The organism is Bacillus cereus group sp. MYBK30-2 (assembly GCF_051915945.1).
Lineage (GTDB): Bacteria > Bacillota > Bacilli > Bacillales > Bacillaceae_G > Bacillus_A > Bacillus_A paramycoides.
In genome coordinates this window covers 1-21,720 of the sequence record NZ_JBQAFR010000014.1, presented here as the reverse complement: position 1 = coordinate 21,720, position 21,720 = coordinate 1, and the positions used below count along the sequence as shown (strand labels likewise).

The following is a 21,720-nucleotide window of genomic DNA, read 5'->3' as shown; positions in this document are numbered from 1 at the left end:
TGTCTTCATTATTTTTAATTAATAGAGATCGAATCTAACACGTCTACTTGACTCCCCATTGTTTTCGTAAGTTTTTCCATCCAGTTTCTACTCACACAACTTTCACATCATCCTAAGTTTATGTATGATATACCAAAAATACCAACAAATAATTATGTAAAAAACACATAATTATTTGTTGGTATTAACGTCATAAATTCTATATCAACATATCAGCGAAAGTGGATCCTACATTATTTTTACGCTTCATATGCTTCTCTAAATAGATCTTTGTTGTTTGAATATTTTCATGGCCAAGTGTTTGCATTAAATGATATAAATCTGCATTTCCTTGCTCTACTGCCATAATTGCAAAGGCATGTCGAAATGTATGTGCGGTTACTGGATTTTCACGGTATTGTAAGAACTCTAAGTTTGTCCTTTTTATCATATCTGTTACCTGATTAGATAGTGTTTTAGAGTTATAAGCATTTCCTCTTTGATTTATAAATAACGGACTCTCATCCCCTTTTTCCAATACCGTTTGGAAGCCTCTTCTTCTCCTCATTTCACAAATACATTGATATAAATGTTCTGAAACGAAAAGTTCACGTACCTTGTCCCCTTTTCCTCTAACTTTTAACCAATACTTCCCGTCATAGTGCAAATCTTTTACGCTTGCAGTACACAACTCCTGAATACGTGCACCAGTACTAGCCAATGCAAGTATTATTGTATAGTTTACTAAATGTCCTCTCTCTTTATAAAAACCTAATATTTTCATGACTTCCTCATAGGATAAATCACGATTTGGCCGATCTAGTTCATTTACATTTACTCGCTGAAGTTCTTCATGAAGCGGTTTTTCGATATAGCCAAATACATGAAGGTGTTTAAAAAAAGAACGAATTAATACTGTTTTCTTCGCGAGTGTTGCGACTGCATAGGTATTACCATTCCGACCATTTTGTACATTTTTCAACCAGAAATTAAATTTACGAATGTGCCAAGGCCGCAATGTTTTTAATAAGGAATCATTTTGCTGTACCTCTTCCCCATTTACTTCAAACTCTTCTGCATGCTGCACCATACATTGGCAAAATGATAAGATTTCAGACACATAACCCTTTTTTGTATCCTCCTTTCTATTTTTTTTCTCATCCATATCTTTTTGCAAATGTACGAAATGATAAATCACTTCAAGATCGTTTAAAAAATCATATTTTCCCTTACCTTCTTTTTCTGCTGCCTCCATCTTTTGTTCCACATCATTCATATAACGATTATTATGCAGAAATGAACCTATACCTCTTATATCTTCTAAATATGTATCTATAAATTCCTGTTGATTGTTTGTAATAGGTAATAATTCTTTTTGATTTTTATCATCCATACTTCTACTACACCTCTTCTTGTATAGATTTTTAATCTTAATATATTTATTAAGTATACTATGATTTACATAGCACTTACATCAATTATACAAATTAAAAATCATATTCTTTCTGTAATAAGGTACCATTCTTCTCTATTTATTTATACTTATAATTTTTAATAATTTTTTATAAAATAGATGTACACATATTATATTTTCATTAAATACTATAAAACATTTAAGTATTAAATAAAGATAAAATTTGTTTCACATTTAAATAACTTATAGAATGACTTTAATATACAATAATAATTTTATATTTTTAAAAATAGAAATCTTATTTTATATATAATTAGGAATCTGATATGATATATACATAGTTTATTAATTACAGAAAATAAATAAGGAGGTATACTTTCATGACACAAGATTTACTGTTTATTACAAAACCTACAGTAACAACAAAAGAAGCAGCGGATTTAATGGGAGTTACCGTTCAAACCATTTTAAAGAAAGAAAAAGAAGGATTACTAGAATGTGTATATAAAGATAATTGGAAGCAATTCGGAAGCAAAATATTCTATTTAGAAGATATTGAACGGTTAATGAATAAAGAGGAAGTAAAGGGATTAAGTACAAAAGAAGCAGCAGAAATTCTAAACGTAGCACCTTCCACTATCTTTACATACATTAAGTCTGGAAAGTTACCAGCCACAATGGTAGAAAAGCGTGGTAAACAAGTATATGTCATTGATGAAGAAGAGCTAGAAATTTTTCAGCTTAATTATGAAAAAACAACAACAAAAGAACGAAAGACGTTTATTACCAAGATTCATGACACCGATATTTATCTATATCAATTAATAACACACCAACACACTGAAAAATCAGCTCGAATAATAGAGATAAATGGTACTGATGGAAAGATTATTACAGAGGATGAAGAAATCTTTCCTTTATCAAAATATAAAGAACTTGGTTACTCATTTAAACCTTTTAAAAAGCAAGCAGTCATAACGAAACGAGGTTATTTATCTTTTACATTTAAAAAGCCTCAATTATTTCATTCCATCTCTTACAATTTAATAAACTTATTTTATAAAGAACTCGGTGTTACAAATATGCGATTAACTACTATGCCTGATATCATCAAATTAGAAATTAAACCATTCGTTTTACAGGTAGATCCGTTGCAATTTCAAGAAGAGATTAAATACTTACATTCTCATATGAAATCCGGTTCGATACTTCCACATGTAGAAGGGATTTACTTTAAAAGTAATGTAGAGCCATTAACTTTTCATGCAGATCATGAATTTAAACAAAAAGTAGTTAAAATGGCTATTGATGCTGGTATGGGGCAGGAAGACTTTTTGTTGCAAGCTGTAAAATCTTATATAACAAATTTAGAATAGCAATAAATATGTTATCAATTAGAAAAAGTGTAGAAATTAAACCTTTCTACGCTTTTTTAAATTGCTTAATTTAGTCTTGATTCTCTTTTATAAATTCATTATTACATAAATAATTTTCAACACTTCATCCTATAAACATTACAGTTTGTGTAGAACTGACGGTCCGAATCCATTTAAAAATATTTTACTGGCTTTTACAATTGTTTCGATAGGTATTCCTTTAATCATTTGAATCTTCCCTTGTTATCCCACTTTATTTCGAGCATGAGCAAACCTATCTGCGTCATCCATTAATGCTTTTTTTCTCAGTTCGTAGGTTTGTCGAAAAGAAAAATCTTGACTCATCCGTTTCCACTTATCCATTGCTTTTTGTAAAATAAAATTTTGGCTCACAGTAATATCCTCCAACATTTGAGTTAAATACAAGAATGCTTTAGCTCAAACTGCAAATAATCTTTGTTTGAAATATTACCCAGATATAATGTCTGTTGGGTTCCCGCTAAGTTTTTATTGTTGGTTTTCTAATCAGACTGTTTATAGATATGAAAAAACACCCCATTGGTTAAAAATATCCATTGGATTGAAACGGTACACCTTTCATTCTCTTACTATATATTAAAATGAAAGGTGAATAAGATTAAACTTTCTATAATAGACTATATAAAACAAATGGTTTACCATAATTTATTTATAGTAAACCATTCTAGCGTTTTACATTTACTTCCATTAATTCGCAATTTCATTAAAATATCTTGTACACTATTTTTAGGATTCTGGTGCAAAAATTGCATCTATATGCAGCCATTCCGAATAGTTGATGAATAAACTTCATTTCATTTTGGACAGACTTGTCCCGTAAAATAAGTTGGCCTTTTTTAATGATATGCATCGCTTCTATTCCTGAAAGAATAGATTTAGCTGTACGAAAAGATTTCAATCCCAACATTGAACGAACTCTCTTTTTAATAAAACGATGATCTTGCGGATATAGTAAAATCGAATCAAATTTCCCATCACGAAAACGAGTAGACTATAATCCAGTTAATCATGATGTATGTAACCCTTTTTGAGAAATCCTACATATAGCGTTCATGTAGCACATTGCACGTTATGAACTACTGCTAGCAGAAGTTGCTGCAGAGGAAGCGGTAATTGCTGCTAGCATAGCCGCCTGCTGCGCCTGTATGAGAACCTCTATCATTGCTTGTAAACCTGTGTTGGCAGCGTGACTTTCCGTACCTTTCTGACTTACGAACAGTTGGATAGCAATAAGAATATTTGCATCCGTATGCCAGCGGAATAATTTGTCCCCCTGCAATTTTTCAATGAATGCTCGAATAGAATGAATTTCTTTCTCTCCATCCTCAAGCAACGCTAGTAGTCCGATAGCCGGATAATGCATCTGTTTCACTTTTACCTTTTCTTGCTTTAGCAGATTCCAAATGTTTGTGTATCGTGCTACTAAAATATCTTCACTGACATCCTTCTTTAGAGAAAGAATATGACTTAAAAATTGAAGATTATTCCCTTTGTACATACCAGCTGCCGCCAGCTTCTGGTAGAGACGTTCCACTCGATCCATAAGCGTCTCTACTTTCTCTGATTGTCCTGCTAGTAAAACAGCGAGTGGGTAATCATCTGTACTTGTAAGAAAGAAGTGATCCTCTTTCATGCGTTTATATACTTGCAGCGACCGCTGAATACGTGTGTCATGCTGTCCATTGTCTTCTGGTAAAAGCGCTGCTGCTGCCAAATAAGTGAATATACTCCGGCTAAAGCCACCAGCGACCAATCGTTCATATAATTCTAGAAACTGTTGAAACGCTTCTTTGTAATATGTAAAGTGAATATCTAATGTTGCTGCAACCACAAAGCGGTGATAGGATTTTAAATAGGAAAACATCCCTACCTGATCCTTAATATAATTACTAATTTCTAAAAACCGCCTAAGATCAAATGGCTTATCGCTGCCTGCATACAAAGCGGCAATCATCATCCCAGTCCGAGAATCACTAGTTTTCCACCTTAGTTCTCCCTTCAACTGTGTATATATGTGTGTATATTGCTCCAACTTCTGCTGCAATGTAATCATAGTGGTCCCTCCATTTTTCTTTTGCTTCTCTTCTATCATACTATTATTCCATATTTAGGAACAATGTTTTTGATCCATAATTTTCAAGCTTATACTCCTCTTAGTGTTTTTTCCATAATACCCCTATTGGTTATAAGTAAAATCCCATTTCCGTGTTTGAGGTGATAATTTTTAAATGCAGAAATTTATGGTTTCATTTTAAATATTTTCCTTTAGTAATAAAAGGGGGCAAAATCCATTACTATCAACCTAAGATGGATTTACACCTATAATTCATAGAAAGCGTTATTCTTTTTGTAGAAATATACAGAAAGGATGGCGTTTTTTTATTTATATGGATACAAATTTATCTTAGCTTGATAGCGATGGGGTAACACCAACAAAACGCGAATTTCGTACGCTAGCAAAATTTTATAAAAAGGAAGTCAATCTCTTGTATATTGAGAGAATCGACTTCCTTTTTATTTTTTTAGGCTTCTTCTCTCTTTGCTTTTGTTTATATGAAGAACTATGTTGTGTGTAATTGGCGTTTAATTCTTCATTTCTTCGAACGGTATTATAATGAATACCTTTTCCATCTAATTCTTTTGTTTTGTTGGCAATGGAATGTAGAGTTACTGTTTTTCCTTCTCTAACTAAGTTATCGAGAGCCATTTTGCCTAATTGAATTGTCCTATTTTTCTTTTTATCATATTCTTTTATTAACCACGACTTATTCACTTTTATTTTAATTAGCTTTCAGCAATACCGTAAGCAAGTAATGAAATATACCCGATTATACAAATTGCAATAATGTTAAGTATTATTAGTAGCCATTTCACTAAACCTTTTTTAGCTTTTAGTCCCAAAGAAAATCCTAATAATGGGAACAGAAACATTGAAATAATAAATGGTCTACCAAATGTTCCTAACGCCACACCACTCAACATTGTATAAAACAAAACAATGAAGATTACTAAAGTAGCAAGCGAAAAAACACTATATTTATTCATATGGGTTCACCTCCCGAAAGTTAGTTGTTATTTCCAATGTATAATATTCAAATCTCTATTGAATTACCATTTAATTCCTCATGCAATGTCACTTAGTTGAACAATATTCTTTTTAACCGCTTATTTTATGTCGAGATTTGCTTAGCATACGAAATTCGCGTTTTGTTGGTGCTACCCCATGCCCATCAAGCTAAGGTGAACAAGAGGGTATATGTGAATGTGTTTTTTGAAATTTCTACGACTACACTAAAGATGTGCATAACAAATAAACCTATTAACTAGGCGTTTAAAAAAATATTATGCAGCCTTGAAACTTTTTGACAACATATAATCATACACAACACCTAAGATATCAAAGACGGTTTTCTTTTCGTACCGGTGAGATTTTCTTCCGTTTTTCTCTAAAAGATAAAACAAACGCAGTAAAACTTTTAATAATTCATGGCTGCCCTTCTGTAGTCCCTCATAAAACAATAGATAATAATTCTTTATCATATAGATGGATTTGTATTCACTTAACTCTTTCTTTTTCTTATCCAAGAGTAACTGACGCATTTTGAACATCGTCGATGAACAGAGTAAAATACTAATGAGTTGTCCATATAAATGGCATTCTAAGCGTTCTTTCTTGATTTCTTTGCACTTGTTAATTTGAAAGAAAGATTTCCATGTTTTGAACAAAATTTCAATTTGCCAGCGTAATGAATACAAGTCATGGATATGTTCCGTTGGAACATTTTCTGTAGAAAGATTCGTAATATACACGTTGATCCCACTCAACCGTTTACTTCGTTCTTTGTAGGTAATGCCTTTCTTCTTTTCTTTTTTGGCTTGTTCCTTCAACCTTTTCTCTGTTTGTTCTTTTGTTAATCGATGAATAATAACGCGAGCTGGTAATTTTTGATACTGTCCAATGTATGCCTCTGAAATCTCCATTGTTTGACCAGGGGACAATTGATTCATGGGTTCTTCCATATCTAACTGAATATAGAGTGTCCCTTTTTTAACGGTCCCATTTTGAAAATACTCTGGCTTATCATTCTTACGATAGATTCGAGAATTTAATTTCAAACGTGAGACATAATAAGCTCCTTTATCATGGATCTTCTGTAAGTCATCTAGGTCGAAATAGCCTAAATCTCTTATATACAAGTCTTTGGGTCGAATGGTTTGTAGGCTTGTTGAACCAAAGGTTTTATCATTTTCTCTTCCTTCTCCTACATAAACGTGCAGGAACTTCCCACTCAATAGGTCATACTCTAATTGACTTTTGACTCCTGACGTATGGCTACTTCCACCTGAACCTTGATAATGTGAAGAAAACTTATCTGGAAGCTGAAATGTTGTAGAATCTAGAATACGAATGTGTTTAAAGGTCGTGGTATATTGATGAATTATTTCTTTTGTTGAATGAATTCTTTGAGTTAGAAGATTAGCTAGAACTTGTTCTAGCAACTGTACTGTGAAAGCATTAAATCGTTGGTTAAGTCCTTCAGGGCTGATAAGAACACCCGTAGATACTTCAAGATAGCTACATAATTGTGTGAGTGATGTACTTGCAACCTGTTGGCTAAGCCATACACATAAAGCAACTAACTCCTTTGCTTGATATTTACTCTTTCGCTGAACGAATCCTTTTTCTTTAGCTAGGTGTTCTAGAACATGAGGAGACATATGTCGTTGTAATTCTTCGGCAATCGGTTGAAGTTCGTTAAGAATCGAAAGACCCATAAAAAAACGCCATCCTTTCCTATAATTCTACAGAAAGGATAACGTCTTTTTTGCTTTATGGATAGTGCAAAATCTTAGCTTGATAGCGATGTAGTGCTACCCCTTATAAAAAAGTTTGATCATATCTCAAAAATTTCTTCAATCCCTTTCATTACTTCAAAGGATCCTGAACTTTTGTTTGAAGGTATCGCTATCTTGATTCCTGATTTAGGATAAAAAGCAGAATGGAAGCTCACGCCAGGGTCATATCCCATTACATGATACTTAATTATAGATTTTTCCCTTTTAGTGATCCAAAGTCCATATCCATAATCTACCCCATCTTTAACATGGATTTGCGAATTTAAAAGTATTTCTGTGTATTCTTTACTTAAAAGCTGATGATTTAACAATGCTTCCCAAAATTTGATCATATCTGATGGTGTAATAAAAGCCCCCCCATCAGCTCCACCTTTTATTGGAATCGAGTAGGTATTTGTTCTCCATGTTTCATCTTTATTATCTATGTACCCATAGGCAGTGCTTTTAGGGAGTCGATCTAAAGGAAAATATCCTGAGGCATTCATTCCACATCGTTGGAAGAGATTTGTTTCAATATAGTCGGTAAAAGAAAGTCCTGATTGTTGTTCCACAATTAAACCTAAAACAATAAATCCAGCATTATTGTAGTGGAATTTTTCTCCAGGTTGGAACATCATCTCCCCACTTTGAAATAAAGGAAGAAAATCTTTTGCGTCATTCAAGAGATACATAGGTATTTGTTTCCAAAGGTCTTCAAAGTCATCCATTACTTGTTCATCAAAATAGTCCGGTATTCCAGAACTGTGGGTCAAAAGGTGATGAATTGTTACGCCTTTGTTAAAATGCGGAAATTTTATGTTCAAACAATTTTCAAGACGAGTTTCAAATGATAGTAAACCCTTTTCAACGAGTTGGCAAATAGCAACAGCTGTAAACAACTTACAGCCAGATGCAATTCCAAAACGTGTATGAACAGTATTCAATTTTTTATCCGCCCTGTTCGCATAACCAAATGCTGATTCAAATAAGACTTCAGTGTTATCCTTGATGTAAATAGCTCCAGAAAATTGTTCATCTATTATGTTATGAATTGCTTTAGTAAGGTTTAAAGCTCGATTGCTCAAAATAATCCCCCTTATTCATAGATAGTAATATATTATTCCCCATTTTAGTACGAATTTCCTTTTACTCATTAATACCTGGAAAGAATAAAGTCCAGTTTTTCAGGACAAGATTTTGAGATGCCCCCATTACCATCAAGCAAAGATTTTGAAGTACCCCCAAAACAAAAACTTTATCTCACCACAGTTGTCTATGAGAATCCAGTGCATTTTTTTCGTTTTGGAGAACGATGAGTTTCTTAACTTGATAGCCATGGGGTACCGCTAGCATTTCGGAAAAAAACCACGCTAAGCAAAAACATACAATAAGCTGCCCATATGGACAGCTTATTTACATAATTTTCGTTAGCGGAAGTCAATTAAACTTATAATCGGGGTATTGCCAACATAAAAAAAACACGTTAAGAGTTTTCTAGCCATTTTAATCATTTTTTAAATTGTTTAGCATGAAAAGGATAATAAATAAAAGTATTTAATATCCTTAAAGTGTTACAGGTGTATTAAGATGCGTAGTATCTCCTTCTAGTTGTATTGTGTAACCTTCATCTTTAATTTCTAAAATAGTTAAACTAGTACCATGTATGAAGGGAGGATCCCATAAATTTGTAATAGATTCCGCTTTAACATGCATAAGCAATGTTTTTAAAAAAATTGCATGGGTAACAATTAAAATATTTCCTTCTTGATGAGTTGAGATAATGGTATTAAATACTGAAACAACTCGGTCTACAAATTGTTTAAGCGTTTCTCCTCCAATTGGTTCATAGTACATTGGATTTTCCCAAAAATTTTTGTACTGTGCTGGGTAAGCTTTTTTTATTTCTTCATGTGTTTTCCCTTCCCAAGCCCCCATATTGATTTCTCTTAAATCTGGATTTAATATCAAACTAGTATCGTTTTGTTTACTAAGTAATTTTGCTGTATTTACAGCTCTGTTACTTGTACTTGTATAGATTGCATTAAATTCTATGTTTTTTAGTGAATTTCCTAAAGAAATAGCATTGTTTATTCCTTCGGGAGTTAATGCTGAATCTTTCCAACCTTGCATTCTATTTTCTATATTCCATTCTGTTTGTCCATGTCGGGTTAAGTAAATTCTCATTATTCTGAACCACCTTGATTTTTTTCTTTATTATATCATTTAGAATAATTGATTTGTTGTAAAAATTAGATGTATATTCCATTCATGTCAGGTTAACATAACGTCTCATTATCGGTAGCAAGGAAAAGGAGGAACCCTACTCTCTCAAGGGAACCTCCTTTTTTCGTTCTATGGACCTATGCATTTTTTTATACATTCCTATTCTGGTGCGGTTTTAGGTTTCTCGATTGTTGTTGGATCAACCAAAAAACTGTATTAAATCTTGCATGCTCCTAGGGGTCACTATATATGAACACTACGTATTTGACTTTCTCAATGACCAACATTACTTAACGTGGTAAAATAGTATTCGGATGGGAATCCAATGTTATTAAAATTAAAGTGGTTATCAAGTCGGAGGAAGGCACCTTAGGGTGTCTTTTCTTTTTAAAATATATAAGCGCACCATCCCTTTCCTAATAGAGGCCCCCCTCATGCCTCCTTACAGGAAGAATGATACGGCATTTTTTATTTACCCAATTACCGAGCTCTCAAATGTTTTAAATAGTTACAATACATGTATTGCTTCAATAACATATGATCATTCTTAAGAATGTCATTGAAATGTACCAATAGATTCTAGTGCAGCAAAATAAATTGTGCTATGATGTGAGCAAATATAAAGCTATCTAACGGAGGGATTCACATGCCGCATGTTGTGTTTCGTGGAATTACTACTGAACAATTAAAACGTATAAGCAAGCCATTAGTAGAAGAGCTCGCAGAGATTTGTGAGTGTGGTACGGATAATTTTACGTTGGAACTACCAAGTTCTACGTTTGTATTCAATGGAGAAGAAATAGAAGCGTTTCCTCTTATTGAAGTGAAATGGTTCGAGCGTGGACAGGAAATTCGTGATCGATTTGCCAAGGCCATTACTACATATGTAATGGATTTTGGACTTCCAGAAGTAGAGGTTGTATTTACGGTTTTCACAGAATCAGCGTATTATATTAACGGGAAGCATTGTGCAAGTTAGAGCTATTTGAAAGATTTTTGTAACATTTATAAGGGGTAGAACCACATCGCTATCAAGCTAAAATTTTATAGTACCCCCAGAACGAAATTTTGTGTTAACTTATAACAAAAAAGCATATTTTTTCGTTTTGGGGTTGACCTGTTTTCTTAGCTTGATGGTCATGGGGTAGCACCACATGCCCATCAACTTAAGAAAAGTAAACACCCCAAAAACAAAAAATGAGCTGATTTCTCAAAATAACTAACTGTAGAGAAAGAAAATTTTCATTTAGGGGGTACTTCAAAACCTTAACTTGATGGCGATGTGGCGGTACCCCTATAAAAATAATATATTTCAATTAATACCTCCTATTTTTGGAATAAAATATAGATTTGATTCATATTTCTCAATGACTAATATTACTTAACATGGTAAAATAATATACGGATGGGAGTCCAATACATATTATTAAAATTAAGATGGTTCAAGTCGGAGGAAGGCACCTTATGGTGTCTTTTCTTTATACTCTCTAAAAATGTCCTAACATATAATATCCGATTTTTGCCGTCAGTACCCTATCGCTATTAAGCTAACAAAACAAAATACCCCCAAAAACGAAAAAGAGATGATGAAAATAATAAAAAAGCTTATCATTAAGTGCTAAAAGATAAGCCTTTTTGTCTATACTTATTGAATTTTATTAGATTTATTCCATGCTAATATAGTAATAAAATATTGAATCCCCAACAAAATAGTAAAAAGCAAAATGTATTTTAGACATACTAACATCCATCCAGCAATGTCTTGAGCTAATTGATTATGATATGTAGTGCTTGCTACAGCAGCAAAAGAGAAAATAAGGGTATAAGATAATCTATCTTTTAATTTTTGTCTTAATTCTTCCTTGTTATCGATTTCTGGTTCAAAAACACCAGCTAAAATGGATCTAATAAAGAAGAATACCATATAACGGATAATGATACCAAGAGCAGTAGCCCATTCTAGAAACGGTCCTTGTAAGTATATGCCCCTTATTATTAAATTCCTGATTGATATAGTATGTTCACTTCATCTAATCAACAATCTCCCAAAATTGAATGGCCGCCTTTGAGAGTGGTTTATCTTTTAACCTTATAAAAACCGGCTCGACACTAAAATCAAATTGTTTAAGTTCAAAAAGTGTTGTATTTTCCAAAAAATGCGACGTATAATCCATTCTTGGGATGATAGATATGCCTAGTCCTCTGCTTACAAGTGCTACTACCATTGTGACATCTTTACACTCCATAATGATATTCGGCTTCAGATTATGTTCATTAAATGTTTCCAATATACTTTCATATAAAAAATGCCCTTCCATTGCCCCTAACATAATAAAAGGGAATGAAGCTATTTGTTCCAACGTCATATCCTGTGATGAAAAAAATGATAGCCATCTAGTTGGAATAATTACGACGAACGGCTGTTTATTTAATATTTTCACATGATAGTGTTCACTATTGTCCGGACGTAAGAGTAATGCAATATCAAGTTCTCGGCGTTCCAGTTTTTTTAATAGGACTTCTGAGTTTCCTGTTACTATATTGATTTTAATTTTAGGATATTGTGTTCTAAACATACTGACATAGTCAAGGAGCATATTCGAACATGGAGATGACACACCAATGCTTATTATTCCTGCTATACCTTGTTCAATCTCTTGAATTCGCTGCTTTACCTCTTGCATTTGTATTAACATTTTCTCGGCATATTGATACAATAGTTCACCAGTTTCCGTTAGTTCCCATTTTTTTCGGTATCGATGAATCAAAGTTGTACCAAGATCATTTTCAAGCTTCGCTAGCATTTGGCTAAGAGGTGGCTGTGCTATATGGAGAACCTCTGCTGCTTTAGTAATACTTCCCTGTCTAACAATTTCTCTAAAGTAATGTAATTGTCGAATATCCATTTCACACCCCCATTATATGTTTTTTGATATGATCAGTTTATCATATATATATTATTAATATCTCTAATTCACTGCTATACTTACTCGTATACTATTTATAGAAAGCGAAGGATATTATAAATCATATGAGTAAAACAATGAGGCGAATCATCTTATACGTGCTTGGCTTATTTCTTTTGTCGTTTGGCGTTAGTCTCTCGATTCGAGCAGGATTTGGTGTATCGCCTGTGTCATCACTAGCATACGCAATGAAGCTAACGACTAGCTTATCACTTGGTTTCACAACAGTGCTTGCCAATGTGTTATTTATTGTTATCCAAGTAATATTAAATAAACGAATTGAGTTAAATGAATTTGTAGTTCAATTAATTATTTCGTTTTTATTTGGGGGCTTCATGAATATAACGCTTTTCATAGTACAAATGTTTCCTACTCCTGAAACAATTTTTTCTCGAACTATATTTTTAATTGTTAGCTTTTTCGTTATATCTGCTGGTTTAATGGGATATTTCACAGCGAAACTTCCATTAATGCCATACGATGCATTAACGTATACAATTCATGAAAAATTCAATTTAAAATTTAGTAAAGCGAAAATATCAAGTGATGTAATTAATGTTTGTATTGCTGGCGGAATATGTATAATTTTCATTCAATCATTAGGCTCAATCGGAATTGGTACACTAGCCGCTGCCTATTTCGTTGGAAAAATTTTAGGCTGGATGCTATCACATTACCAACAGCCTCTTCTACAATGGACATCTAAAACTGAACGCGCTGCCTGAAAAAGCGTATAACATACTAGTGAATGTCTGGAACAAGAAATTCGCTCATCTTAATGAATTAGCCCATTGTGTTCAACATCCTATATAGGGCGCGGAAACGATTTCGGGTATGGGGTACTACCACACATTGCCATCAACTTAAGAAAAAAAATCACCCAACAAACGAAAAAACGCTATTCTTCCTGTATATTTCTACAAAAAAATAACGTTATTTTCGTTTTATAGATACAATTTCAGATGAAGAAGAAGAATTCTTTCGGGAAGTGCGGTTAAATTCTTTAATACTAATTTCTCTCTTCACTTTCTCTTAATAACCGCGTTACCAATTCCTGTTTAACAGATTGCCCATAGATTCCATCCCCCTTTACCAAAAAAGAGCTAAGATGTTTGCCCTTAGCTCCTTCTTGGTAAAATCGATTTATTTTTACAATTCTTCAATCATTATTTCACTTCATTAGCCACAAAAAAGTGTTCACATACATTTGATATACGTTGCAAGTCCACATTTCCACCGGATATAACGGCAACTACTTTTTTTCCTTTTGTATATTTATCAACTTTTCCTGAAAGAAGCGCAGCGGTAGCTAATGCTCCAGCCCCTTCTACAACAGCTTTCCCGCGTTGTAATAAATCTTTCATCGCCACTTCTAGCTCTTCTTCCGATACTGTTACAATATCATCTACTAGTTCCTTAACAACTTCGAAAGTTAAGCTGCCTGGCATTTTAACTGCACAGCCATCCGCTATGGTCGGTGCATGATAATGCTCCACGATTCCTCCATTATCATAAGAGGCTTTCATTCCATGAACATTATCCGCTTGAACACCTATCACATTAATTGATGGATTAAAAGATTTTAATGCAACAGCAATTCCAGAAATAATTCCTCCTCCACCAATAGGTACAATTATAGTATCAACATCCCACAAATCATCAAGAATATCTAAACCAATTGTTCCTTGTCCAGCCATTACTTCTACATCATCATATGGATGTAAGTATGTCTCTCCTGTTTCTTGTATAATTTCCTCACACTTCGCTTTGGCATCATCAAAAGTTTCACCATATAAAATAACTTCTGATCCATACCCTCTAGTTGCCTCTACTTTCGCTTGAGGTGCAGAAACTGGCATAACAATTTTACTCTTAATTCCAAGTAAATGAGCGGATAAAGCAACACCTTGTGCATGGTTTCCTGCCGAACAAGCAATAACACCTCGTTCTTTTTCTTGATCTGTCAAATGTGACATTTTATTAAAGGCACCACGGAATTTAAAAGAACCCGTTAATTGCATATTTTCTAATTTCAAATAAATTTCTCCACCTGTTTTACTAGTCAAATAGAAAGATTTAACTAATGGCGTTTTTCTAGCATTTTTATCAAGAACCTTTTGGGCTTTTTTGATGTCAGCAATATCTAATGGTATTTTTTTAGTTATCATACTAACACTTCTTTCAATTGTTTATAATCTAACCCTAGCGTGATTCCTAAATTTTCGTAAGTAATGACCCCTTTATAGATATTTACCCCGGATGCTAATGATGCTTTATGCTGCATAGCGGATTCTAATCCTTCTTTAGCGATTGCTAGTAAATATTCAATATTTCCATTCGCTAACGCGATTGTAGCGGTACGTGGGGTGGCACCAGGCATATTTGGCACTGCATAGTGTATTACGTCATGTTTAATGAATACGGGATCATCATGTGTTGTATACTTATCAATTGTTTCAACTGTTCCACCTTGATCTATTGCGATATCTACAATAACACTTCCAGGTTTCATAGATTGAACCATGTACTCTTTCACGATTTTTGGAGGTCTAGATCCTGGAATTAAAATTGTTGAAATAAATAAATCGGCTTCCTGAATCATTCGCTCCAAGTTTTCAGTGTTTGATTCAATGATTTCAACATTTTCTTTCGTATATTTCTCTCTTAAATGAGAAATTCTTTCTTGATTTATTTCTAATATTGTAACTTTACAACCAATTCCAATTGCCATATCACAAGCGTTAATTGCAGCATTTCCTCCACCCAGAATCACAACATTTCCGGCGGGGATTCCCTCAATTCCAGATAATAAAATACCTTCTCCTTGATGTTGCTTTTCTAAGTAATAAGCACCCATAAATACGGCACGTCTACCAGCAATTGCGCTCATAGGTTTTAATAATGCTAGATTTCCATCTTCACTAATCGTCTCCCCTGCAATTGCAGTTGTGCCAGCATTTCTCATTGCCTCTACACACTCTTTAGAAGCGGCCAGATGTAAGAATCCCCATACAATAAGATCCTTTTTAAAGTAATGATATTCTGCAGGTAGTGGTTCTTTCACCTTGACTACCATATCAACATTCCATGCTTCTCCTTGCGTCACGATACTTGCACCAGCGTTTTTATATTCATCATTTGTATAACCAGATCCTAATCCGGCATCTTTTTGTACTAAAACTTCATTTCCATCTGCAACTAATCTTTGAACATTTTCTGGAGTCATCCCTACACGAGCTTCTCCTTTTTTTATCTCTTTCACTACACCAATTTTCATAACAACACATCCTTTATTAGATTCAGATATAAATTATATTGTCTATGATTTGATAAACATTAAAGTAGCAAAAACCAATAAAAATGTTATGGCAATATAATTCGTTTTGCGTCTTGCTGTTGCACCTACAAGATAACACCACTCAAAATCATGAGTCAATCTATTTGTGAAAAAGTTCACAAAGTAGACTTTTTTATTCAAAATTCTATTTTTATGTAACAAATAAAATTGAATCTAGGATCCCCTTATGATATTCTTCGTTTGTGAAACATTTCACATGTAATAATGTTAAATTTGTAAATAAGTATACATTCTTTCAACTAGGAGTGATTATAATGTCACAGCAACAACTAAAAAAGGATATTGGTTTCTTTGCAGCACTAACCACTGTTATTGGTACTGTTATTGGAGCCGGGGTATTTTTTAAACCTACAGCACTTTATGGGGTAACTGGTACAGCCAGTTTAGGCTTACTTGCCTGGATCATTGGTGGGGTATTAACAGTATGTGCGGGTCTGACCGCTGCTGAACTATCTGCAGCCATCCCTGAAACAGGTGGAATGATGGCATATTTAAAGCGTACTTATGGAAACTTAACAGCTTTCCTACTTGGATGGGCACAAACTGTAATCTACTTTCCTGCTAATATAGCAGCACTTGCGATCATCTTCGGAACACAAACAGTTAGTTTATTTGGTTTAGACATTAGTGAACACAAAATGTTGATTATCGGAATTTCTGTAGCGACTGCAACATTTGTAACTCTTATGAATTTCTTAGGAGCAAAAGCCGCCGGTGGAATCCAAATGGCATCTACTATATGTAAGTTACTTCCACTAGCTCTTATTATCATTTTTGGATTACTACACAAAGGCGATGTTACTTTTCAACTCTTACCTATTGAAGCTGGACCAGACAAATCGTTAATATCTGCACTTGGATCTGGTTTACTTGCAACAATGTTTGCATATGATGGCTGGATTCATGTAGGAAATATCGCTGGAGAAATGAAAAACCCTAAAACAGACTTACCAAAAGCAATTGTATTAGGGTTATCAGCTGTTATGGTTATATACTTACTTATAAACATTGCGTTTCTTATGGTCATGTCCGCAACATCACTTGCAGCAACTGATACTCCTGCTTCTGAGGTAGCAACAATTATTTTTGGCGCAATGGGTGGTAAATTAGTTACAATCGGTATTTTAATTTCCGTATTTGGAACAATCAATGGTTACATTATGACTGGAATGAGAATTCCATACGCTATGGCAGTTGAAAATAAATTGCCATTTAGCAAATGGTTTGCTACATTAACTAAACATAGCAAAGTCCCTTATAACTCCGGTTTATTTATGTTATTTGTATCTATTATCATGATGGTCATTGGTGGATTTAATACTTTAACAGATATGCTAGTCTTTGTAATATGGATATTCTACACAATGACATTCCTTGCTGTCTTTATTTTACGAAAAAGAGAGCCAGAACTTGTACGACCTTATAAAGTTCCACTATATCCGATAATACCAATAATCGCCATTATCGGTGGGCTATTCATCGTTATTAATACATTATTTACTCAAACACTTCTAGCACTGTCAGGAATAGGTTTAACCTTAATTGGTCTCCCTATTTATTTTACAATGCGGAAGAAGGGACCTTTAATCATAGATAATAACAGTAAAAAGTAATCCTATAAAAAGATTTAAATTTTACCAATGTCATATAAGTAGCCTTAATAAAAATTCAAAATGAAAGAGCCTATTTTAATCATCAAAATAGGTTCTTTTACTTTAATGTACCTATATCAAGTAAATAAACAGAAATGTTTACTGAACATACGATTTTTATTAGTTTAATAATATTTTTATCATGATTTATCAAAGTCTGTTGAACAGGTTATGTCCTTCCATTTATCAAACTCTTTTTGTAAGGTAACTACTTTTTCCGAAGCCACATGATAAGCATCCGAACCTAGCAATAAATGAACGGGAGGATCTGTTTCTGCCGCTGTGCGTATCATAGCTAAAGCAGCTTTTTCGGGATTACCTTCTTGTTTCCCATCCATAACATTATCAAGAAAATCCTTTACCTCATGGACTGCTTTATAATCCTCAATTTGTTCTTTACTATACATAACGGAACCACTACTTAAGAAATTGGTTCTAAAATAGCCAGGTGCTACCATTGTAACTTTAATGCCAAATAGCTTTGCTTCCTCTGCCAGAGACTCAGATAAACCAACCACTGCAAACTTTGTAGCACTGTAGCTACCAAAACCCATACTGCCCACGTATCCTGCAAGTGAAGCTATATTAAAAATATGCCCTGATTTTTGTTTCCTTAAATAAGGCATTGTTTTCCTAATTACATTCAATGTACCAAATACATTCACATCAAAGTTTTGACGGATTTCTTCGTCTGTTAGTTCCTCGAGACTCCCACCTAAACCGTAACCAGCATTATTTACAACGACATCAATCTTACCAAAAGTTTCAATGGTTTTCTCAATTGCTTGTTGTACGCTGGCCTCATTAGTCAAGTCAACCGACAATGGTAGAAATCGTTTTGTATCATCATTAACTACCTTTATTAAATCATTTAATGTTCTTGAAGTTGCAGCAACTTGGTTGCCATTCTTTAATAATTGTTTTACCAATACAAGTCCCAAACCTTTTGAGGCTCCAGTTACAAACCATACTCTATTTTTACTCATAGCGACTATTCATTCCTTTCTTGTCAAACCTATATTTTTACCAACAAAAACTAATTTTAGATAATTATACTATTATGAAGATAAGAGTAATGATGAGTTTTCTTTTTGTATATCATATTCATGCCAAGTTAGCATAACGTTCTATTATACGTAGTAAACAAAGGGTCTATCACCACTTTTTACATGGATTAAGCCTTTTCTCTTTTGAAAGCTTTATACAAAAATGTATACATGCCTTTTTTATTAAGAATGATTTCTCTGGATTATCTATATTTTCTGTATAAAAATCATATATTCTCTATTTTGTCTAATGCAATATTTTAATGCAGCTCATCACCATTCATGACATATAAGGGTGAATCTAAATCTTTCTTTTATGAGTTAAGATGAAGAAAGGAAAAAGAATATGATGGTATCAATAAAGTTCAGTCTAATACATTTTTTTAATGGAACAGTATGCTATAACAATTAATCCTCATTATAGAGATTATCTACAGTTTCTTGCAAAGAATCTAAAAGATAATCTCTGAAATTACCGTAAGTAACTGCATACAGTTCCTTTGAAAAACGGCTCCAAAAAATAACAGGGCACTCACCATTCTTCATTTGACTTATATCTAGGCATGTTACGGTGCCATCAATATCATTTAAAACAATATAATGTAATGGTAAGTCATACGTTTCTCTGTACAATTTTGTATGATAGACTACGGATGAATCTACTGCCGTACTTTCACATCCGTGTATCTCGATCCCGTCAAGACCGCCACTTCCATACTGTTTTAAAAACCAATGATAACTACTTGGGAATGAAATATTTAGAATCTGTGCTGCTTGTTGAATCGTATCTTCATTTGCACTACCCATAAAGTCGCCAAGTTTTTGATATGTGGTAATGATTGAAATAATCTTTTCATTCATTTTTTTATCTTCCTTCCAACCAAACATAGCTTTTAGTCTCCCCTTTTTATAACCAATAACATTATCTTTTTTATAGAGATAGAACCAACAAAACGGGTTGTCCCCAAATCGATAAAAATGAGCTTTATTACTACAAAAGATTATAAAGAGTATTTCTGTGATTTAAAATAGCAACGATAATACTCTAAAAAACAATGCATCGTATCTTATTATCTTAAATAGGCTGTAGTATTTATAACTGCCAAATCTTTTAGAAGACATGAAACATAGTATTAAACCAAACCGTACATTAAATCGCAATCGAATCGAACAATAAGTACGACACGTGCTGGTATTGATGAGTTCTTGGAGCGTACACTCTCCAAGAACCTTAATTTGCAAGAACTAGCGCTTTTAATCTTCTGTGAATATCAACGAAAAAATAAATTCTAAACGTAAGAATAAGGAGTGAGTACTGTGAACGATAAGATTAAGCATATTCATCATATAGGCCATGTCGTAACAAATATAGATATTGCACTAAAGCTATACCGAAAGATAGGCTTCGTATGTCCTCCTCCAGCCCTATCCGACAATGGCCGAAAAAGAAGGCGCGGTACCTAAGCCATTTGGTGCAGCAAATACACATGCCACATTTCTCCATAATTTTATCGAAATCGTTACTGTAGTGGAAGACGAAGAACGAATTCCTCGCGATGCCATCCTTGTGCCCATTCAGGCTCCCCCGACTTTACTTCCTCGAATTCTTGAAAATATCAAACGCACTGTTGCTACCATTTCTAGGTCTCTATCACGTTTCGAAGGAACACATATCTTATGCTTTTGTACACCTGATGCAAAGGCATATGCAGCTCAATTCGATCAGGATAGTGTTCATAGCGGTGTTAATAGCGTTCAACGTCCTATAGAGACCGTAACTGGAATGCAAGTGGTCTCTTTTAACTATATAGAAATTGATGGCGAAGATGTGCCGGAAGGTCGACTAGCCATCGCTGAAAATCCGCCGTTGGAGGTTTTGAAGGCACAATCTCATATGAATCATCCGAATGGAGCGATTGAGTTAGTGGAAGTAATTCTTTGCGTTACTGACTCTAAGCTTAATGATTTCATCAAACGCTATCGGCGCTATCTAGGTCGTGATGCACAAACGAAGGGTATGACACGCATTTTTGATCTTAATCGTGCTCACATAACAATTGTTCCTGAGTCCCGATTGACCGATATTTTTCCAGGTGAAGTGGTACCGCCTTTGCCAGGGTTTGTCGGATATACTGTTACAGTGCGTGATATCTTAGCTACACGTAAATATATCGAAGGAAATGGGTTCCCAGTTGTTGAAACAGAAGGGGGGGATATTTTCGTACCGGCTTCCGCATTTCTTGGTACTGCCATAATCTTTAGACAAAATAGAGAGTGAAATTGCAACTTAATGTCCTGTTAATCATCTAATTTTAACTTATAGAACACATAAATATGTTTTTGGATGCAGTAATAACAAGGTTTCATGTTCCTTAATGTATAATTTCCCCAGAATGGTATCGTGTGATCTCCTTATTTAAAAAGCCAGGTTGATTAAAAGCAGCCTGGCTTTTTGGTGTCATCATACATTACTATCAACCTAAGAGGAATTTATACCATAACTCATAGAAAGGATGGCGTTTTTTCATTTTAGTGGGTATTTTATTTTTTTTAGATTGATGGGGATGCGGTACCGCCAGCATTATGGAAAAAAACATGCTAAGCCAAAAATATAATAAGCTGCCCATATGGACAGCTCATTTACATAATTATCGTTAGCGGAAGTAAATCAATTTGGTATGTTTAATATAAGCACTCGTTTATTGAAGAAGTGATTTTCATTGAACTACTCACCACTTAACATCCTTACGGACTGTTTGAAGTGGGAGATTCCTAAGTACAGAAACCTAACAGTTTCTAATTCAGTAGGCTATCCCCGTAGTTCCTACGGT

The 21,720-nt window shown here is 33.9% G+C and carries 18 protein-coding genes and 2 pseudogenes; 5 read left to right on the top strand and 15 right to left on the bottom strand.

Features of this window, described 5'->3' with window-relative positions; all coding sequences use genetic code 11:
- Nucleotides 1-199 precede the first annotated feature (199 nt).
- Nucleotides 200-1,372: a tyrosine-type recombinase/integrase gene (locus ACTFQM_RS26685; RefSeq protein WP_440036948.1), complete on the bottom strand. Its 1,173-nt coding sequence runs from the start codon at nt 1,370-1,372 to the stop codon at nt 200-202.
- 401 nt (nt 1,373-1,773) lie between these two features.
- Here ACTFQM_RS26685 and ACTFQM_RS26680 point away from each other — a divergent pair, with 401 nt between their 5' ends.
- Nucleotides 1,774-2,769, top strand: coding sequence for a helix-turn-helix domain-containing protein (locus ACTFQM_RS26680; RefSeq protein ID WP_440036946.1), 996 nt, complete (start codon nt 1,774-1,776; stop codon nt 2,767-2,769).
- 138 nt (nt 2,770-2,907) lie between these two features.
- On the opposite strand, the pseudogene ACTFQM_RS26675 reads toward ACTFQM_RS26680, so the two are convergent.
- The 7 genes and pseudogenes from ACTFQM_RS26675 to ACTFQM_RS26645 all read right to left on the bottom strand — a co-directional run.
- Nucleotides 2,908-3,192: pseudogene (locus ACTFQM_RS26675) on the bottom strand (Rpn family recombination-promoting nuclease/putative transposase); the annotation flags it as partial.
- A gap of 319 nt (nt 3,193-3,511) precedes the next feature.
- Nucleotides 3,512-3,751: pseudogene (locus ACTFQM_RS26670) on the bottom strand (DDE-type integrase/transposase/recombinase); the annotation flags it as partial.
- A 126-nt stretch (nt 3,752-3,877) separates the two neighbouring features.
- Nucleotides 3,878-4,861 (bottom strand): DUF4003 domain-containing protein, encoded by a 984-nt coding sequence (locus ACTFQM_RS26665; RefSeq protein WP_440036944.1) that lies wholly within the window; start codon nt 4,859-4,861, stop codon nt 3,878-3,880.
- Nucleotides 4,862-5,592: 731 nt separating this feature from the next.
- Nucleotides 5,593-5,853 (bottom strand): hypothetical protein, encoded by a 261-nt coding sequence (locus ACTFQM_RS26660; RefSeq protein ID WP_440036942.1) that lies wholly within the window; start codon nt 5,851-5,853, stop codon nt 5,593-5,595.
- A gap of 297 nt (nt 5,854-6,150) precedes the next feature.
- A complete protein-coding gene (locus ACTFQM_RS26655; protein ID WP_440036940.1) occupies nt 6,151-7,584 on the bottom strand; it encodes an IS4 family transposase in 1,434 nt (477 codons plus the stop codon).
- Between the two features lie 119 nt (nt 7,585-7,703).
- Nucleotides 7,704-8,729, bottom strand: a complete 1,026-nt coding sequence (locus ACTFQM_RS26650; RefSeq protein ID WP_440036939.1) for a serine hydrolase domain-containing protein — start codon at nt 8,727-8,729, stop codon at nt 7,704-7,706.
- Nucleotides 8,730-9,207: 478 nt separating this feature from the next.
- Nucleotides 9,208-9,828 (bottom strand): histidine phosphatase family protein, encoded by a 621-nt coding sequence (locus tag ACTFQM_RS26645; RefSeq protein ID WP_440036938.1) that lies wholly within the window; start codon nt 9,826-9,828, stop codon nt 9,208-9,210.
- Between the two features lie 685 nt (nt 9,829-10,513).
- Here ACTFQM_RS26645 and ACTFQM_RS26640 point away from each other — a divergent pair.
- Complete coding sequence (locus ACTFQM_RS26640) at nt 10,514-10,846, top strand: DUF1904 family protein (protein WP_001120967.1); 333 nt, start codon at nt 10,514-10,516, stop codon at nt 10,844-10,846.
- A 666-nt stretch (nt 10,847-11,512) separates the two neighbouring features.
- Here ACTFQM_RS26640 and ACTFQM_RS26635 read toward each other — a convergent pair.
- Together ACTFQM_RS26635 and ACTFQM_RS26630 are read right to left on the bottom strand one after the other, a co-directional pair.
- Nucleotides 11,513-11,881 carry a hypothetical protein gene (locus ACTFQM_RS26635; RefSeq protein ID WP_440036968.1) on the bottom strand — a complete coding sequence of 123 codons (369 nt, stop codon included), beginning with the start codon at nt 11,879-11,881 and terminating at the stop codon, nt 11,513-11,515.
- Nucleotides 11,882-11,897: 16 nt separating this feature from the next.
- Nucleotides 11,898-12,773 (bottom strand): LysR family transcriptional regulator, encoded by an 876-nt coding sequence (locus ACTFQM_RS26630; protein WP_440036935.1) that lies wholly within the window; start codon nt 12,771-12,773, stop codon nt 11,898-11,900.
- A 137-nt stretch (nt 12,774-12,910) separates the two neighbouring features.
- Between ACTFQM_RS26630 and ACTFQM_RS26625 the strand changes: the two genes are divergently transcribed.
- Nucleotides 12,911-13,558 (top strand): YczE/YyaS/YitT family protein, encoded by a 648-nt coding sequence (locus ACTFQM_RS26625; RefSeq protein WP_440036966.1) that lies wholly within the window; start codon nt 12,911-12,913, stop codon nt 13,556-13,558.
- A 441-nt stretch (nt 13,559-13,999) separates the two neighbouring features.
- Here the strand turns inward: ACTFQM_RS26625 and tdcB are convergent, their stop codons facing one another.
- Both tdcB and ald read right to left on the bottom strand, forming a co-directional pair.
- A complete protein-coding gene (tdcB, locus tag ACTFQM_RS26620) occupies nt 14,000-15,001 on the bottom strand; it encodes a bifunctional threonine ammonia-lyase/L-serine ammonia-lyase TdcB (RefSeq protein ID WP_440036933.1) in 1,002 nt (333 codons plus the stop codon).
- The gene (gene ald, locus ACTFQM_RS26615; RefSeq protein ID WP_440036932.1) at nt 14,998-16,110 is read right to left on the bottom strand and encodes an alanine dehydrogenase; all 1,113 of its coding nucleotides are present in this window, start codon (nt 16,108-16,110) and stop codon (nt 14,998-15,000) included. The genes tdcB and ald overlap by 4 nt, the downstream gene beginning before the upstream one ends.
- Nucleotides 16,111-16,445: 335 nt before the next feature.
- On the opposite strand from ald, the gene ACTFQM_RS26610 reads away from it, so the two are divergent.
- Complete coding sequence (locus ACTFQM_RS26610) at nt 16,446-17,804, top strand: APC family permease (protein WP_440036931.1); 1,359 nt, start codon at nt 16,446-16,448, stop codon at nt 17,802-17,804.
- A 179-nt stretch (nt 17,805-17,983) separates the two neighbouring features.
- Here the strand turns inward: ACTFQM_RS26610 and ACTFQM_RS26605 are convergent, their stop codons facing one another.
- The 3 genes from ACTFQM_RS26605 to ACTFQM_RS26595 all read right to left on the bottom strand — a co-directional run bounded on the left by ACTFQM_RS26605 (nt 17,984) and on the right by ACTFQM_RS26595 (nt 20,464).
- Nucleotides 17,984-18,829 carry an oxidoreductase gene (locus tag ACTFQM_RS26605; RefSeq protein ID WP_098305170.1) on the bottom strand — a complete coding sequence of 282 codons (846 nt, stop codon included), beginning with the start codon at nt 18,827-18,829 and terminating at the stop codon, nt 17,984-17,986.
- A gap of 468 nt (nt 18,830-19,297) precedes the next feature.
- Nucleotides 19,298-19,750 carry an SMI1/KNR4 family protein gene (locus tag ACTFQM_RS26600; protein WP_048376745.1) on the bottom strand — a complete coding sequence of 151 codons (453 nt, stop codon included), beginning with the start codon at nt 19,748-19,750 and terminating at the stop codon, nt 19,298-19,300.
- Between the two features lie 564 nt (nt 19,751-20,314).
- Complete coding sequence (locus tag ACTFQM_RS26595; protein WP_331457132.1) at nt 20,315-20,464, bottom strand: hypothetical protein; 150 nt, start codon at nt 20,462-20,464, stop codon at nt 20,315-20,317.
- On the opposite strand from ACTFQM_RS26595, the gene ACTFQM_RS26590 reads away from it, so the two are divergent.
- The gene (locus tag ACTFQM_RS26590; RefSeq protein WP_440036964.1) at nt 20,400-21,167 is read left to right on the top strand and encodes a VOC family protein; all 768 of its coding nucleotides are present in this window, start codon (nt 20,400-20,402) and stop codon (nt 21,165-21,167) included. The two genes, ACTFQM_RS26595 and ACTFQM_RS26590, sit on opposite strands and share 65 nt — an antisense overlap.
- Nucleotides 21,168-21,720: the final 553 nt, after the last annotated feature.